The sequence below is a fragment of the Actinomadura pelletieri DSM 43383 genome (assembly GCF_003634705.1).
Lineage (GTDB): Bacteria > Actinomycetota > Actinomycetes > Streptosporangiales > Streptosporangiaceae > Spirillospora > Spirillospora pelletieri.
Window position 1 is genome coordinate 40,786 of the sequence record NZ_RBWU01000001.1, and the last position, 15,154, is coordinate 55,939.

At 64.4% G+C, this 15,154-nt stretch carries 14 protein-coding genes; 10 read left to right on the forward strand and 4 right to left on the reverse strand.

Annotated elements, in window-relative coordinates; genetic code table 11:
- Positions 1–73: 73 nt before the first annotated feature.
- The 6 genes from BZB76_RS00215 (at position 74) to BZB76_RS00235 (ending at position 4,647) form a co-directional block, all read left to right on the forward strand.
- Positions 74–646, forward strand: coding sequence for a hypothetical protein (locus BZB76_RS00215; RefSeq protein WP_121432262.1), 573 nt, complete (start codon positions 74–76; stop codon positions 644–646).
- Between the two features lie 816 nt (positions 647–1,462).
- On the forward strand, positions 1,463–2,341 hold the full coding sequence (locus tag BZB76_RS00220) for a hypothetical protein (protein ID WP_121432263.1): 879 nt from the start codon (positions 1,463–1,465) through the stop codon (positions 2,339–2,341).
- Positions 2,342–2,403: 62 nt separating this feature from the next.
- A complete protein-coding gene (locus BZB76_RS00225; protein ID WP_121432264.1) occupies positions 2,404–3,273 on the forward strand; it encodes a hypothetical protein in 870 nt (289 codons plus the stop codon).
- Positions 3,270–3,983: a hypothetical protein gene (locus tag BZB76_RS34035; RefSeq protein WP_147449241.1), complete on the forward strand. Its 714-nt coding sequence runs from the start codon at positions 3,270–3,272 to the stop codon at positions 3,981–3,983. The genes BZB76_RS00225 and BZB76_RS34035 overlap by 4 nt, the downstream gene beginning before the upstream one ends.
- Positions 3,980–4,174: a hypothetical protein gene (locus tag BZB76_RS34040; protein WP_147449242.1), complete on the forward strand. Its 195-nt coding sequence runs from the start codon at positions 3,980–3,982 to the stop codon at positions 4,172–4,174. Before BZB76_RS34035 ends, BZB76_RS34040 begins: the two co-directional genes overlap by 4 nt.
- The gene (locus tag BZB76_RS00235; protein ID WP_147449243.1) at positions 4,171–4,647 is read left to right on the forward strand and encodes a hypothetical protein; all 477 of its coding nucleotides are present in this window, start codon (positions 4,171–4,173) and stop codon (positions 4,645–4,647) included. Before BZB76_RS34040 ends, BZB76_RS00235 begins: the two co-directional genes overlap by 4 nt.
- A 270-nt stretch (positions 4,648–4,917) precedes the next feature.
- On the opposite strand, the gene BZB76_RS00240 is transcribed toward BZB76_RS00235, so the two are convergent.
- Entirely contained in the window at positions 4,918–5,889 is a 972-nt protein-coding gene (locus tag BZB76_RS00240; RefSeq protein ID WP_121432267.1) for a hypothetical protein, read from the reverse strand.
- A 238-nt stretch (positions 5,890–6,127) separates the two neighbouring features.
- Here BZB76_RS00240 and BZB76_RS00245 point away from each other — a divergent pair, with 238 nt between their 5' ends.
- The 3 genes from BZB76_RS00245 to BZB76_RS00255 are packed head-to-tail and all read left to right on the forward strand — an operon-like array spanning position 6,128 to position 11,540.
- The gene (locus BZB76_RS00245) at positions 6,128–8,809 is read left to right on the forward strand and encodes a type I restriction endonuclease subunit R (protein WP_121433353.1); all 2,682 of its coding nucleotides are present in this window, start codon (positions 6,128–6,130) and stop codon (positions 8,807–8,809) included.
- Positions 8,806–10,269 carry a class I SAM-dependent DNA methyltransferase gene (locus BZB76_RS00250; RefSeq protein WP_121432268.1) on the forward strand — a complete coding sequence of 488 codons (1,464 nt, stop codon included), beginning with the start codon at positions 8,806–8,808 and terminating at the stop codon, positions 10,267–10,269. Before BZB76_RS00245 ends, BZB76_RS00250 begins: the two co-directional genes overlap by 4 nt.
- A complete protein-coding gene (locus BZB76_RS00255) occupies positions 10,266–11,540 on the forward strand; it encodes a restriction endonuclease subunit S (RefSeq protein ID WP_121432269.1) in 1,275 nt (424 codons plus the stop codon). Before BZB76_RS00250 ends, BZB76_RS00255 begins: the two co-directional genes overlap by 4 nt.
- A gap of 243 nt (positions 11,541–11,783) precedes the next feature.
- Here the strand turns inward: BZB76_RS00255 and BZB76_RS00260 are convergent, their stop codons facing one another.
- Positions 11,784–11,984 carry a DUF397 domain-containing protein gene (locus BZB76_RS00260; RefSeq protein WP_121432270.1) on the reverse strand — a complete coding sequence of 67 codons (201 nt, stop codon included), beginning with the start codon at positions 11,982–11,984 and terminating at the stop codon, positions 11,784–11,786.
- A 603-nt stretch (positions 11,985–12,587) separates the two neighbouring features.
- On the opposite strand from BZB76_RS00260, the gene BZB76_RS00265 reads away from it, so the two are divergent.
- Entirely contained in the window at positions 12,588–12,935 is a 348-nt protein-coding gene (locus BZB76_RS00265; protein ID WP_246006676.1) for a pilin, read from the forward strand.
- Between the two features lie 600 nt (positions 12,936–13,535).
- Here BZB76_RS00265 and BZB76_RS00270 read toward each other — a convergent pair.
- Together BZB76_RS00270 and BZB76_RS34465 are read right to left on the reverse strand one after the other, a co-directional pair.
- Entirely contained in the window at positions 13,536–14,687 is a 1,152-nt protein-coding gene (locus BZB76_RS00270) for an ImmA/IrrE family metallo-endopeptidase (protein WP_170180444.1), read from the reverse strand.
- A complete protein-coding gene (locus tag BZB76_RS34465) occupies positions 14,684–15,046 on the reverse strand; it encodes a hypothetical protein (protein ID WP_170180445.1) in 363 nt (120 codons plus the stop codon). The genes BZB76_RS00270 and BZB76_RS34465 overlap by 4 nt, the downstream gene beginning before the upstream one ends.
- Positions 15,047–15,154 lie beyond the last annotated feature (108 nt).

Sequence of the window (15,154 nt, forward strand, 5' to 3'; positions counted from 1 at the left end):
CGACCGCACCCCCTGTGATGGGCCGCCCGGCCCGACACCTCTACGTCCAGCCGCCTAGAACGGAGCACACACCGTGGCGAGATCCCGGTCGGCGAAGCCTCGATCAAAGCCCCGAGCAAAGCCGCGCTCCACGCGCCGGACCACCATCGGTGACCAATGCAAGGAGATCATCGCCACCAGCGTCAACGGTGATCACTACGGTGCGTACGAGGCGTTCGCCGCGATGACGCATCGGCGTGACTTCCCGGAGATCGGCCCGGTGATGGCCGAGGCTTTCATCGAGATCATCCAGCGTGGTTGCCGCGCGGTGGGCGCCGTCACTGGCGACGGCCTGCCCGATGTCAGCCGTTTCCTGGTCGACGAGCGCACGAGCATCACGCGCGTCCGGACCGCAGTGCCCAGCATGACCGGGCAGGACATGGTCAAGGTCCGCGGGATCCACCGCGCCAACGCCCGCGCCGCCCAGCAGATGGTCCAGACCTACGCGGCACAGGGCCGGGGATCGATCAGCACGCTCTACCAGGAACGCGCCGCAGCCCAAGAACGTGGCGCCGAGAACGTGCTGATCATGCTGTGGGGCACCGCGATCAACGTGCAACGCCAGGTCCGAGACGCCAACGTCAACGACGCACGCGGACCGAACTAGCAGCCTGAGCGACCTTAGCCCGCACCTAACCACCCCTGTTAAGCCCTCGCCCGGCCTCAGGCCCCGGGCCGCGTCGAGTTCGATGGCCCCCGTCACGCGGTCCTCCGGTGGCGGCCGGGCAAGCACTCCTCCAATCCACTTCGCCAGGCACGCCTTAGGGAGTAACTCACACGTGCTACTCACCGTCATGACCCTGATTTTCCGCTACGGCGGCCGCGCCGACGCTCACGGTCGTCCTGATGACCGGTGAGGCGACCTGGTCGAGATCATCCGGAAGGTCGAGCCCGATCTCCTGCTGGGCCAAGAGGCGCACGGCTGGCGGCCGACCCGCGGTTGCAGGCCGACGCCGAAGACGACGTGGGGTTGCGCGCGCACGTCGCACCGTCCCGGTCCGGGGCGCACACCGTGGTGATGCACCGCACCAGCACCTTGCGGTGGCGGCAATGGGAGACCAAGTACGCGCACGACACCCACCACGGGTTCGGCGTGGCCGTCTTGGACGTCGTCGCCGACCCCGAAGTGAGGGTGCCGCCTCACCGCGATTTCCGCGCATCCGAACCTCTACTCGGTCCTGGCCGCCGCACAGGAGGCGCAATTGCTGGCGGCACGCCTCTACCGCTACGGCGGAATGGGCGTGATCGGCAGCGACATCAACCACATCCCGCCCCGGCGACGCCGAGCCGAACTGGGAAAGCATCCTCACCTCCCGCGCCGGGCCGCAAGGGGACGGCCCGATCACGCACGCCGCTGGCTGAGCCGGCTCCTGTCCGCCGTATCGACGACAGACCCGCACCCGGATTGAAAGCTGCACATCCTATGGACGATCACGATCCCTCACCTGGCACGCTGCTCCGGCTACGCCGGGGCGCCCACGAGTTCCTGCGCCGCTACGCCGCCAAGGCATGGGAGCACGAACATAACGGTGAACGGTGGGATCTCGTCGTGCCGCCCGAGGTCGCCAAACTGCCCGAGCGCAAGCGCTACCGCGCCCACGCCCGCCAGGAGGCCCAGCGCCTCAAGGACGCCGCCCTCTACGACCTGGACCCCGACGCCACGCGCCACGCGGTCCAGTTCGGCGCCGCCATCCGCGAACACCGCCACCACGACGTGACCGCCCTGGCCGGCAGACCCGACGTCGTCGACACGCTGGACATCCGGCCACCCCATCCGGCGGGGTTCCTGCGCTGGCGCGACCCCGGCGGCATCAGCTACAACGCCCGCGGCGTGCCGATCACGGTCTGCCACTGGGGGCCCGCCGCCGGGCAGGGGGTCTGGATCGTGTGGTGGGCCGACAGCCGCGCCGTGATCAAGTCCTACGGCCACGAGAGCAAAGGCACGTGGGCCGAGTCGGTCCTGAGCGTCGGCAGCGCTCTGCCGTTCTTCGGGCCCCTGTGGTACAGCGACCAGCAGCTCATCTGGCCCTACCGCGACAGCACACCCGCACACCCCACCCGAAAGCCTGCGAGGCCAAGCGCTCCGGCCGGTGACACCGCCGCCCAGCCGATCACCGTCGACGACGACGTCATCGCTCAGCTCTACACCACGCTGGCCACCTGGTCACTGCTAGCAGACCCGCCCCCCGGCATCCACCTCCACCAACACCCGCCCAGCGAGGCCGAACAGACCGCCGACCGCAACGCCAGCCTGCCCACCCCACCAATCACCGTCGCCACCACGGTGAACACCACGCCCTGAAAGCCAACCATCCACCGCCCGACCTCCACCCGAGCGACCTCCCTGCCGGAAAGCGAACGTTCATGCCTGACAAGCCCGCCATCATCCGCGTCGGCGGATACAACCTCTTCGAGGGTGGCCTGCCCAAGCCCGCCACCGACCGCGACCAGGACGACGACTTCGGCCGTCCTCTCGATACCTCCCGCCTGCGCAAACAACTCGCGTTGCTGTCGCGCCTCAACCTCGACCTGCTCGGCCTCCAAGAAGCGACCTGGGGCGTGCACTCCCCCGACGTCACCAACTTCGTCTCCAGCGAACTCGGGATGTCCTGGCCCTACGTGGGCCGCTCACCCTTCTACGGCTGCGACCTGGCGGCCTTCGTCCGGCAGAGCGACCACCTCACCGTCGAAGACATCACCCACCTGACCAGCCCCCCGTTCGTCCACAGCCTCCTCAACCTCAAGCTCCGCATCACCGGGCACCCACGACCCATCCACTTCCTCATCGGCCACTGCGCCCCCAGCTCCCCCACCATCCGCCAGGCCGAAGCCGAACTCCTCACCGTCCACCGCCACCTGGACCTGATCTACGTGGCCGACTTCAACGCCGCAGCGATCGGCGACAAGCCAGACGCCCACGAGCACGACCTCGACCCCTACAAGGCGGCCAAGAAATTCGACACCAGCCCAGCCGAGGAACTCGCCGCCGCAGGCTTCCACGACATCGGCTACATCTGGGGCGACCGCACCCCGACCGTGGGACACGGCGACGACACGCTCGCCTACCGATGCGACCGGATCTATACAACGCTTCCCACCGACTGGATCACCGGGTTCGGCGTCGAGCGCGGCGCCGACGACCTGTCCGACCACCGCCCCGTCTGGGCCGAGCTCACCATCGGCCAAGAGCCGGGGGAAGAACATGATGGTCAGGCGCACGGGGAAGCCCGATGACCGTGGATCCTCTCGACGTCGATCCGTTCGCGACCGCTGACCCGGCCGCGCGGATCGATCACCTGTATCGGCTGCGCCGCGTCACCCACCGCTGCATCGTCCGCCATGGCGAAAGCCTGTGGTCTCACGAGCAGCACTACTGCGGAAGGCTCACCGCACCGACGAGCATCGAGAACCTCCCCGTCTCCCGACAGCCCGCGGCGATGGCGACCGACGAAGCGGCGCGGTTAACCGACGCGCACCTGTACGGTCTGGACGAGGCCGCCACCGCCGCCGCCGTCACCTGCGGCGCCAGCATGGTCGACTACGCCGCCGACGTCGCCCCAGGGGTCCGCCGAGGATGGACCTACGTGGAAGGGCCACCTGCCGAGGCCGGCTTGCTGCGATGGGCCGACGGCGTCGGCTACGACAGCGTCGGCGTGCCACTGACGGCTTGTCATTGGGGCCCCGCCCCCGAGGGGATATGGCTGTACTGGTGGGCCGACCACCGCACTGTCGCCCGCCACAACATGGCCCAGGCCGGCTGGACGCGCCGCCAAGCCCAGCAAGCACTGCTGGATATGGGCCCGTTGACCTTCGGCGGAATCGGACGACCCTCGTGCCCTGCCCAGACGCCGACCCGGCAACCGACCTGGCCGCGGACGAATTCGCCGATCCGCCCGCGCGTGACGCGCCGTCCTCGCAGGACCTCGCCGAACTGTTCGCGTTGACCGCGACCGTCATGGCCTCCTGGGCGCTGCTGACCACGCCCGGCGCCGCCCACCTGATCACACACGAACCCGACCCGGGCGAGGCCGTCCGCGACCACCGCGCCGGGCTCACGCCCCGCCCCGCAACCCTGGCCACCGCGCCGATCGACACACGGCCCCTCCAACACCTGTACACCCAGGAGCAGGCGTGACCCAAGATCAAGCCCAGCAAACGCAACATCCCCCGCGCGAACAGGCCCTACCCGAACAGGACGCGCGAGAGCAGGAGGCCCCGCGCGAGCAGGCTCCACAGGAGCAGGAAGCTGCGCCGGGACAAAAGAGGGGCATGCTGACGGCATTGGACGCCTTGGCTGACCAGGCGGAGATCACGATGAAGATCGTGCGCAGCGGCCTGGACGACCTGCCCTTGTCCGGGGTCGTGGACGCGCTGGAGTTCCTGATGCACAACGTCGAAGTGCTCCATCAGATGGTATCGGCAGTGAACGAACGCGCGGCGCAGATCCGGGAACGGGAGGTCACCGAACGGCCCGCCGGGACCGCCCTGGAAACGATGGACTCGGCACTAGTGACCCTCGGCTACGGGCAGGAGACCGCGATGTCGATGCACCGCCTGCTATCACTGGGGCGCCGCGAACTGGTTCTCGTGGACGAGGGCGAAGTGTGAAGCCCCTGACCACCGACAAACGTCCTTCGAGCTCAAGCACCTGACGACAGGGCGCTCGTGTTCCCGCGAGAACAACTGGTCAAGCAATCATGGCTATCACGACGCAAGCAATCGTGCCGCCGCCCGGTTTAGGACCTTCCCCAGGTCGCGCCTTGCCCCGGCGGGACGATGGGGTCGCACGGTCCGCCCCTGACGTCGCCAGGCGACGTGGACGGAAGCCCGGGGCGAGAGCGGCCCGCGCCGGATTGGTCACGCCGCCGGTCGGGCGAACTACGGCGTGCTCGTGGCCTGCTGGATCCGCAACAGGCAGGCACGGCGCATCATCTTCTCCAGGTCCACGAGGGCGACGTTCAGGCCAGCTGCGGGGGAACCGTCCAGCAGCGGGATCTGCGGGACCGGCCCAGGGTCGGCGTGAACTTCGTGATTGCGTCGCCGGTACGAGCCTTTGACAAGGGCCTCAATGGCGTCGGGGGCAGCGCCGAGGAGGGGATCGGAGGCCAGCAGGTCGACCGCGCCCGCGGCGATCTGGTCCCTTTTGGGGCTCCGGTCGGTCTTGGTGCGCCTCCGGCCGGCCCCGTGGATGAACAGCGCCTCGCCGGCGATCACCAGGTCGACCAGGCGGTCCTCGGGCTCGGCCAGGTCCCCGGCTGCCATCACCCGCCGGATCGCCATCTGCAGCGACCGGTCCCCCGTGACGCCGGGGTGCTCCAGCCGCTGCATGATGTCTTGAATCAAGGCCAGGTCGTCCGTGCTCCACAGGATCGTCGGACGGCCCAGGTCGGGGGCCTGACTCCAACTGCGGTCGATGGTGCAACCGGGAGCGGCATCGAAATCGTCGGGGTGCTGCATTTGCAGGTGGCGGCCCAGCGTCACCGAGCCCCCGCACACCAGCCGCAGCGCTATTAGCAGCCGCTTGGCGCATTTGTCCAGCCGAGCGGGCGGAGTCACGGCCGCGGTAGCGCCACCCGTGCAGACCGCGTGGGTGCTGAGGCGGACCAGAGCGCACTGGTAGAACCGCGACACCTCGCGGTACTGGGTGTTACCGCTGGCTTGGTCGGGCAACCCGGCGTCCACCACCGCCGACAGTTCAGCGTCGCTCATCAGCCGGATGCCGAGCCCGGCACCGAGGTCAATGGTGCGGTCGCCGGCTAGGTCGAATCCCAGCAGCGGCACCACCTGCACCAGCCGCACCGCCGGCTCCAGTAACCCCGCCTCGATATCGGCGTAGCACTCCTGGAACACCGCGCGGTCCCACGCGTCTGATCACTCGGCCGGAAGCCTCGTGGCTAGACGTCAATGTTGAACCGAACGACGAGCTAGCCCCATCGTGACGAAACCAGGATTGGTCTCCATCTGCTGATCACACAATTGATCAAATGCGCTTCGCAATGATCGCAGGCTTGCTTCCGACATGATCCGGACATCGCCTCACAAATGCGTCGGCACCGGAATGTCGGTACCCCGCCGTAAGATGCTCGTCATGACCGGCGAGAGCGAGCAGGAGACACGCATCCGGCGGATCGACCCCCGCCTCCAGCGAGCGAGCTGGACCCCTCAAGACTTCCGTTCAGTTGGCGAGAGCAAGCTGGCCAGTGCGGCCGCCATCCGCGAATACCCCACAGCCAGCGGTCCTGCCGACTACGCGCTCTGCGATGACGGGCATGTCCGCGCGGTCGTCGAGGCCAAGAGGCTCGCGATCGGCACACAGGAAGTCCTGGAACAGGCGAAACGCTACTCACGGGGGATCGGACAAGAGCCGGAGTACCAGGGACAGTACCGGGTGCCGTTCCTCTACTCATCCAACGGCGAGAGCATCTACTTCCTTGACGTGCGCAACCCCCTGAACCTTTCCCGTCAGATCTCCGGGTTCCACACACCCGCCGCCCTGGCCGAACTTCTCGCCCGTGACGGCGACGCCGAACTTGCCAAGCTGACCGACGTGCCGTTCAGCCCCATCCTCCGCCCGTACCAGATCGAGGCCAACCAGGCAGTCGAGCAGGCGTTGCGCGATCGCCGCCGCAAGATGCTGCTCACCATGGCCACCGGCACCGGCAAGACCCTGGTCACGGTAAGCGAGGTCTACCGGCTCATGAAGTCTGGCGTCGCCCGTCGGGTACTCTTCCTGGTTGACCGCCGCGCCCTCGCCGCCCAGGCCGTCCAGGCGTTCGCGTCCTTTGAGCCCGAACCCGGCTTGAAGTTCGACAAGATCTATTCGGTCTACTCTCAGGCGTTCCAGCGGTCGGACTTCGAGGACAGCAGCCGGTGGAACCCCACCGTCCTGCCGACCAGCCTGCTCACCGACCCCAAGCTGGGGGACTCTTTCGTCTATGTCTCCACCATCCAGCGGATGAGCATCAACCTTTTCGGCCAGGGTGCGGCGCTCGACTCCGAGGATGAAGGCGGTGAAGACGATGCCACGCGGCTCAACATCCCGATCAATGCCTTCGACCTCGTCATCGCAGACGAGTGCCACCGTGTCTATGCGGCCCGCGACATGTCGACTTGGCGTGACACGCTCGACTACTTCGACGCCGTGTCCATCGGACTGACGGCCACGCCGGCCGCGCACACCCTGGCTCAGTTCGAGCACGTCGCCTACCGCTACGACTACGAGCGGGCCGTGCGTGAGGGCAATCTTGTCGACTACGACGCAGTACGCATCCAATCGGATGTGCGAATCAACGGCGTCTTCCTCCAAGCGGGCGACCAGATCGACAACGTGGACCCCGAAACCGGCACCAAGGAACTCGACGCGCTTGAGGACGAGCGCGACTATGCGGCCGCGGACATCGAGCAAAAGATCAATGTGCCGGACTCCAACCACCGCATCTTGCAGGAGATCAAGCGCTACGCCGAGGAACATGAGCAGGAGTACGGCCGTTTCCCCAAGACCCTCATCTTCGCCGCCCAGGACCTATCTCACCGCTCCCATGCCGACCAACTGGTCAAGCAGGCGCGGGAGATCTTCGGACGCGGCCAGGACTTCGCGGCCAAGATCACCGGCAAGGTCGACCGGCCACTTCAGCGCATCCGCGAGTTCCGCAACCGGCCCAACCCGAGCATCGTGGTGAGCGTCGACCTCATGTCGACCGGCGTCGACATCCCCGACCTGGAGTTCATCGTCCTGCTGCGACCGATCAAGTCCCGCATCCTGTTCGAGCAGATCCTTGGACGGGGCACCCGCAAGGGCGAGCAGTACCCGGACAAGAGCCACTTCGTGGTGTTCGACTGCTTCGACGGCACGCTGCTCCAGTACTTCCGCAATACCACTGGCATGACCATCAAGCCGCCCGTCTCGCCGAGCCGGACTGTGGGGCAGATCATCGAGGACATCTGGCAGAACAGGGATCGCGACTACAACGTCCGCGCCCTCGTGAAGCGCCTCCAGAGGATCGACAAGCAGATGAGCGGCGACGCCCGTGAGCTGTTCTCACGGTTCCTCGTCAACGGCAACGTCGGGAACTTCGCCGCCGACCTTCCGCGACTAGTGAACGAGGCGTTCGACCGCACCATGGGCATCCTGCGCGATCCGGACTTCCAGCGGCTCCTTGAGACCTACCCGCGCGCCGCGCCACCCTTCGTGATCGCGTTCGGCAAGACCGACACCGTGGACTCCGACTGGCTCATTCAAGCCGGCGCCGGGCGCGAGTACCGACCCGATGACTACCTTGTGGCGTTCACCGAGTTCGTTCGCACCCACGAGACCGACCTGCAGGCACTCCAGATCCTGCTGCACCGCCCAGCCGAGTGGAACCCCGCGGCACTGAAGCAGCTGACCCAGGCACTGGTCACAGCACCTGAGCACTTCAGTGAGGCCAACCTTCGCCGCGCCTTCCGCGCCGCGAGGCACCGCGATCTGGTAGACATCATCTCAATGGTCAAGCATGCGGCCGAGGACAGCTCGCCGCTCCTGACCGCCGAGGAACGTGTCAACACCGCTGTCGCCAAGGTGACCGAGGGTCGAAACCTGACTACCGATGAGCAACAGTGGATGGAATACATTCGGCTCCACCTCGTACAGAATCTCTCGATCGAGCGGGAGGACTTCGAGGTCATGCCGATCCTGACGAGTCACGGTGGATGGGGTCGGGCGAATCGGGTCTTCGACGGCGAGCTTGAACAGATCGTCGCGGACCTAAACAGGGAGCTAGTAGCCGCATGACCGACGTCGTTGGAAAACTCTGGAGTTTCTGCAATGTCCTGCGACACGACGGCATGGACTATGGCGACTACATCGAGCAACTGACGTTCCTGCTCTTCCTTAAGATGGTGGACGAGCGGGGGATTGATCTGCCAAATTACCTTGAAGTCGATGAACAGACCGGCAGAATCGAGCAAATCCCATGTGACTGGCCATACCTGCGGAAACAGTCTGGCACCACGCTCACGACGCACTACGTCAAGGCACTCACTCAGCTTGGTGAAGAACACGGCATCTTGGGTGACATCTTCGCTGGCGCCCAGAGCCGATTCACGAAGCCGGTAAACCTGCAGAAGCTCATCCAGCTCATCGACGAAACGGAATGGACCAGCCTCGACGTAGATGTCAAGGCTGCGGCCTTCGAGGGACTGCTGGAGAAGGCGGCTGCCGAGGGCAAGAAGGGTGCGGGACAGTACTTCACACCACGCATCCTCATCCAGAGCATCGTGCGGTGCATGCGGCCTGACCCGCGGGGCGTCGCCGACTTCACGATTGCCGACCCGGCGTGCGGCACAGGCGGCTTCCTTGTCGCCGCCTACGAATGGTTGAAGGAGCGAACTGAAGGCGGTGCCATGGACCGTGACACTGCCGTCCGAGTGCGGCAGCGCACCTACTTCGGCCAGGAGCTCGTCGAGCGTCCGCGCCGGCTCGCGCTCATGAACCTGTACTTGCACCAGGTCGAACCGCACATCACGCTCGGAGACTCCATCTACGAGGTGCCAACTAGCCGCCGCTTCGATGTGATCCTGACCAACCCGCCATTCGGCACCAAGGGCGCAAATCAATCACCAGTACGCAGCGACTTCACGGTGCAGACCAGCAACAAGCAGCTCAATCTCATCCAGCACACAATGACGCTCCTGAAGCCAGGTGGTCGCGCTGCGATCGTCGTCCCGGACAATGTTCTGTTTGCTGATCAAGCTGGCGAAATCTTCAAGATCCTTATGGAGGACTGCAACCTCCACACAGTACTGCGTTGCCCAGACGGTACCTTCAACCCCTACACCAATGACACCAGGACCAACGTCATCTTCTTTACTAAGGGCCGTCCGACGGAACAGACCTGGATGTACGACGCGCGGGCAGGTGTCCCCAAAGTCACGAAGAAGAGCCGACCACTATCGCCCACGCACTTCATCGAGTTCGAGCATTGCTATGGCAGCGACCCGAACGGCCGAAGCAAACGCAGCGAGGCCGATTCGCCAGAGGGTCGCTGGCGCTCATTCTCAATCGACGACGTACGTCAAAAGAATTACAAGCTCAATAATATCAAGTGGCTAAAGGAAGGCCCAAGCGAATCCGACGAGTCAATTGAACCGGAATATTTGATCAGTGAGGCGATATCGGAACTTCGGCTCGCACTAGAGGCTCTTACCGACATGCAAGGCGTTCTTGCGAGTAACGATGAGATAGCCGAATGACTACAGAGAATATTAATTACTGGCCCTTGGTGCGACTAAAGGAAGTAACTGTCGACGTTCCAAGTATTGATCCTGGAAAGTCGCCGGATACAACTTTCTCCTACATTGACATTTCTTCGATTGACAATCAGCAGTGCAAGATCACGGAGACCAAGCGCATCGCAGGCAGCCAAGCACCATCCAGAGCTCGACGACCTGTACAGAAAGATGACGTCCTCTTCTCAAATGTTAGAACCTATCTGCGAAATGTCGCACTGGTTGAGGAGACACAAGAATCAACCGTAGCATCAACAGGATTCACCGTGTTGCGGTCGGCAGCGAAAATCTTGCCTCGGTACCTTTATCACCTTGTTCGGTCCGACTATTTCATAGATCAGGTCACTCCAAAACAGACTGGTACTCACTATCCGGCGACATCGGATAGTGTAGTCCGCAACCAGATAGTGCCCCTTCCGGACCTCTCCCAACAGGCGTCACTCGTAGCAACGATAGATGCTGCGGAAGAGTCTTGTTCAGCAGCTAAAAGTCACCTAAGCAACTCCGAAAGACTGATCCTTGCCAGTCAGGAAGCGCTCCTGGACGCGGCCTTCTCAGGACGACTCACGGCTGATTGGAGATCAAATAATAAAGGTGACATCGAAGATGGCAAACTTCCTGCTGGCTGGACCCGCGCCACCCTCGAAGAACTCGCCGAACCCGGGGTAACCGTCTCCTACGGCATCGTGAAACCTGGACCGGAGGTTGTCGGCGGCGTTCCGTATGTCCGCCAGCAGGACATCGCTGACGGCACGGTCCTCGTTGACCAACTGGCCCACACAAGCCCAGAGATAGCGTCCAAATATCGACGCACCTCACTTCGAGAAGGTGACGTGCTTCTGTGCATCATCCGCAATCTTCGAGTCGCGATTGTGCCCCCTGGTATTGACGGAGCGAATATCACACAAGGCATGGTTCGTATCCGTCCAGGAGATCGGGTCCTGAGTGAGTACCTAGCCTATTATTTGTCCGCCCCACGTACGCAGCAGAGGATGCGCGACCAATACGTTGGTCTCGCGATGCCACGAATCAATGTTCGCGATGCTCGCGCCCTGCTCATTGATCTACCGCCACTCGACGAACAGCATGAAATCGTGAACCGAATCAGCACTCTGCTCTCGCTCGTCGACAAAGTTAAGGAGCGCATCAACCGCGCGTCACAGCACATCGACCGCAGTACTCAGGCTGTGGTGACCAAGGCGTTGCGCGGTGAACTCAACGTGGCACCCGTCTAACTGAAGAAGAGCCCTGGTTGACGGCCTCGCCAAGCTCGCTTAGCCGCCAGTCCTCTCCTGAGACGCACCATTCCTCCGCTACTGCCAGCTGACACTGATGAACTCGACCGTAGGCCTCCTGCGCATCTAGCTGGTCGCATGAGATCTGTGCCTCACGGGACGATCGAATGTGCGAATCAGCGGTGGAGCCCGGATACGACCGAGGGCCGCAGCGGCCTCGCCGCGGCCCCCAGGAATCCGTCGCTAGACCTCCTTGATCGCGCTCACCAGGCTCCGCCAGACGGACGACGTCAGCACCAGCGCCGGGCCTGCCGGGTCCTTGGAGTCGCGAAGTGCGCGAAGGTCACTGGACAGTGACGCCACCTCGACGCACTGGTCGCCGCTTCCACTGTAGGAGGACTTGCGCCAGACGGCACCGGTGAGTTCGCGCTGCGGGTTTGTCACGGGCTGCTCCTTGCTGCCTCGACGATGAGGTGCGCGGAATCCTCGGGGGGACAGGACGCCTCTTCTATGCGTACGAAGCGGTCCCTATGTTTTGCTATTGCCTCCGCGCCCTCAAGGTAAACGCCACCCATGGCCCCCTACGTAGGCGATATCTGGGACAGTGGGGTCTGGATACGAGAATATGGTGAATCGTCCGTCAGGGGTCCGTATGCTTCCGCGCCGTGGACGGAACTACCTGATTCGTAACGAATGAACGTGTCCCGCACTGTGCCAAGGCAAACCCCTCTGAAGCCGTTGGCCAGTTGCTTCTAGAAGACAATGGACTCGAATCAAGCCTCTGACGATCTTCATATCGGTGGTGATCTCGCATCGCCGAGCCTCCTTCGTTTGGAGATCGTATGCGGTGCGTGGCGTGCTGGGGGCGCCGGGACTCCGCAGGCGGCGGGTCCGTCGCCCCAGACGGGCCACGTCTCCTGCCAGTGGGCCCCCGGGCTTGCCGGGGCGGCCCATGACCGGAAGGAGGTGATAGCGCCTCTGCTTGGCCCGCAGTCCCCCGGACCGGCTGCTGCGGGGTCCCGGCCACATCCGATGAGGAGGTGGCCGATGCGCTCGAAGATGCCGCGGCAGGCGACGTTCGCTGTCGCCGCTGTGTTGATGGTTGAGCTCGTGGTGTTCGCCGGGCCGGACGCGCTGGCGCAGACGGCCGTGGCCGCGCCGCCTAATGATCTGAACATGGTAATCAACAACATCACCAAGTGGCTGACCGGTTTGTTGGTCGCGCTGGCGACGTTGTTCTTAACGGTCGGCTTCATCCGGTACCTGCTAGCCGGCGGTGATCCGGGTGAAGTGAGCAAGGCCAAGGACACCTTGAAGTACGCCGCGATCGGTTACGGAGGCGCGGTGATGGCACCGGTCCTGGTGAGCATCCTCAAGGGATCTGTTGGCGGTTGACCCGCGATGGCGCCCTGATCTCGTACCGTTCGTGCCGCCGTTGCGGTGGTCTGCTGTGCCGCAGCGTGGGCGACCGTCCTGGGAAGCCCGGCGACCGCACCGGTCGATACGCGTAGCGTCGGTCGCGGCGGCCGAGGCGCCGTCCACGCCGCATGTTCCCCCAGTCAGGCTCTCCTCCGAGGGCGCTTGAACCGAACGGAAAGCCTTATGAGCGTTCTCAGAAACTATGAGTCGCCGCAGGGACCCTATGAGTGTTCTCAGAGTTCTAAGTGGCGCCTCGAAGCCGGCACGGAGGTCAACAGCCCGCTGCGGTGGCCTTGGCGGAAATCGATCAGCAGAGACATCGAGGCCACCGCGATCATGCCATCCACGCTCACCGGCAGCAGCGCCCCCGTCCAGGACGTTCCCCGTACCGCGGCACTAGCTGGCACATGTGCTTGTAGCTGATCATTGCCGCGATTCCGGCCAGCCCGATGACGCTGGTCGCGGAGGCCCACCGGATCACCTGATCCGCGGGAAAGCTCCGCATGCTTGGCACGAAGTGGGTCGTTCCCGCGGCGATGAGTTCTGTGATGGCTTTGCAGTCGGTACCAGGCGAGTTCAGTCCTTGCCGGGGATGAGGTCGGCGAGTCTGCGGGTTCCGCTGAGTTCTTCCAGTGCCTCGACGTGCGCATCTGTGATCTTGGGGCGCAGGTTGGAGCCGATGTGCCAGTGGCCGGTCAGCCGGCCGTGCCTGCCTGCGACGATCGCCGGGCCAACTCCCAGTTTGGTCGCGAGCATCAGCAGTTGGTCTCTGGTCCTGGCCTTGGCGATGGCGTCAGAGGCGTCGTCAGGGAAGAGAACGTTCTCGGCGAAGGCGTCCGCCTCCTGCTCAGCGGGATCTTCCTCGGTCCGCTCGCGTTCGAGGCTGAGCAGTGTCGTCCTCTTAGGGTGCAAGAGGATGTGTCCGATTTCGTGAAGGAGACTGAACCAGAGGACGTCCGGCTTGCGCTGGCGTTCGGTGATCCCGATCACCGGCCGGTCGGCCGTGAGCCACCAGGTCGCAGCGGACATGCGAGATCCGGCAATCTGTCGGACGAACACCAGTCTTACCCCGGCTTCCGCAAGAGCGTTGCGCACCACGGTGAAGCCGTCCACGACATTCAGTGTCGTCATCGCGGGCAGCTGTTTCGTGAGGGCACGCAGCGCTCCGACCTTGAACGGGGCAGCCTCCTGCGCGTTACCCGCCAGATCGAGCATGCGCAGCCACAGCGCGGTGTTCTGCTCGACGACCTCGAAGGCTCGGCTCCTTCTGAAGGAGACCCGTGGCCGCTGCCAGGTCTGCTCGAACGCCGTCGGGGTCGCGACACCGAAGAACTTCAGGACCTTCTCGACGGCGGACTCCTTGGCCTCCTTGGGGCCGATGATTCCGTGGCGGACGAGCGCCGGCCGGTCGAAGGACTCGAACCACTCCACGAATTCCGACAGGCGGCTGACCGCCTTCTCCCTGCTGATGTGTGCCTGATAGGCGGCGTCCACGCGTAGCCAGAACAGGGCGTCCAGGCCGAGAGCGTGTTCGAGCGCCTGGGCCACGTCGCCGGAGATGCCGATGTTCTGCTTGACAATCTGGTTGATGTGTTTCGGTGTCAGGCTGGTGCGGTCGGCGAGCTCCGCCTGTTTGATCCCCCGTTCGTCCAGGATCGCCTGCAGGATCGCTCCCGGATGGACCGACCAGTCCGGCTCGAACTCCGGCGTGTCGGGCGGGAGCGTCATCCCGCCGCTCCCTGCAGCACGGATCGCCCGGCGACGACCAAGTCGGCGACATCCAACTTGGGGACGGCCGCCGGGACGAGGTGAGGATGCAGCACCTCGACGTCGCCCTCCCCCTTGGCCACGGCATCGATGGTGACGGTTCTGTGGGCCAGCATGATCCGACTGGACACCTCGGCTGTCCTCGGCACGATCACGCTGACCAGTCCGGTGGCGAGGGCACTGACCAGGGAGGGCGCCGCTAGCCGCAAGATGTGCAACAGAATCATCACCTCGCCGAAGGCGACCGGCCATGTCTGGCTAAGCAGGCTGGACGAGCCGACGGCCTGCGCAAGCAACGGGTCCGGGAACGTCAGGATCACAGGTCGATTATTCCCGCAGGCCGCCGAGGATCCAACCCGTCTCGCGACACGCCCGGCACAAAACTTAACTATCTTCGCGATTTTTTCGTGCTTCAATGGTCTTGATCG

What these genes read in the sequence shown, in the direction of transcription:
- BZB76_RS00270 (WP_170180444.1), bottom strand. Translation starts at nt 14,687, where the DNA reads ATGACGCTCCCGCCCGACACGCCGGAGTTCGAGCCGGACTGGTCGGTC.
- BZB76_RS00255 (WP_121432269.1), top strand. Translation starts at nt 10,266, where the DNA reads ATGACTACAGAGAATATTAATTACTGGCCCTTGGTGCGACTAAAGGAA.
- BZB76_RS00225 (WP_121432264.1), top strand. Translation starts at nt 2,404, where the DNA reads ATGCCTGACAAGCCCGCCATCATCCGCGTCGGCGGATACAACCTCTTC.
- BZB76_RS00265 (WP_246006676.1), top strand. Translation starts at nt 12,588, where the DNA reads ATGCGCTCGAAGATGCCGCGGCAGGCGACGTTCGCTGTCGCCGCTGTG.
- BZB76_RS00220 (WP_121432263.1), top strand. Translation starts at nt 1,463, where the DNA reads ATGGACGATCACGATCCCTCACCTGGCACGCTGCTCCGGCTACGCCGG.
- BZB76_RS00250 (WP_121432268.1), top strand. Translation starts at nt 8,806, where the DNA reads ATGACCGACGTCGTTGGAAAACTCTGGAGTTTCTGCAATGTCCTGCGA.
- BZB76_RS00245 (WP_121433353.1), top strand. Translation starts at nt 6,128, where the DNA reads ATGACCGGCGAGAGCGAGCAGGAGACACGCATCCGGCGGATCGACCCC.
- BZB76_RS34035 (WP_147449241.1), top strand. Translation starts at nt 3,270, where the DNA reads ATGACCGTGGATCCTCTCGACGTCGATCCGTTCGCGACCGCTGACCCG.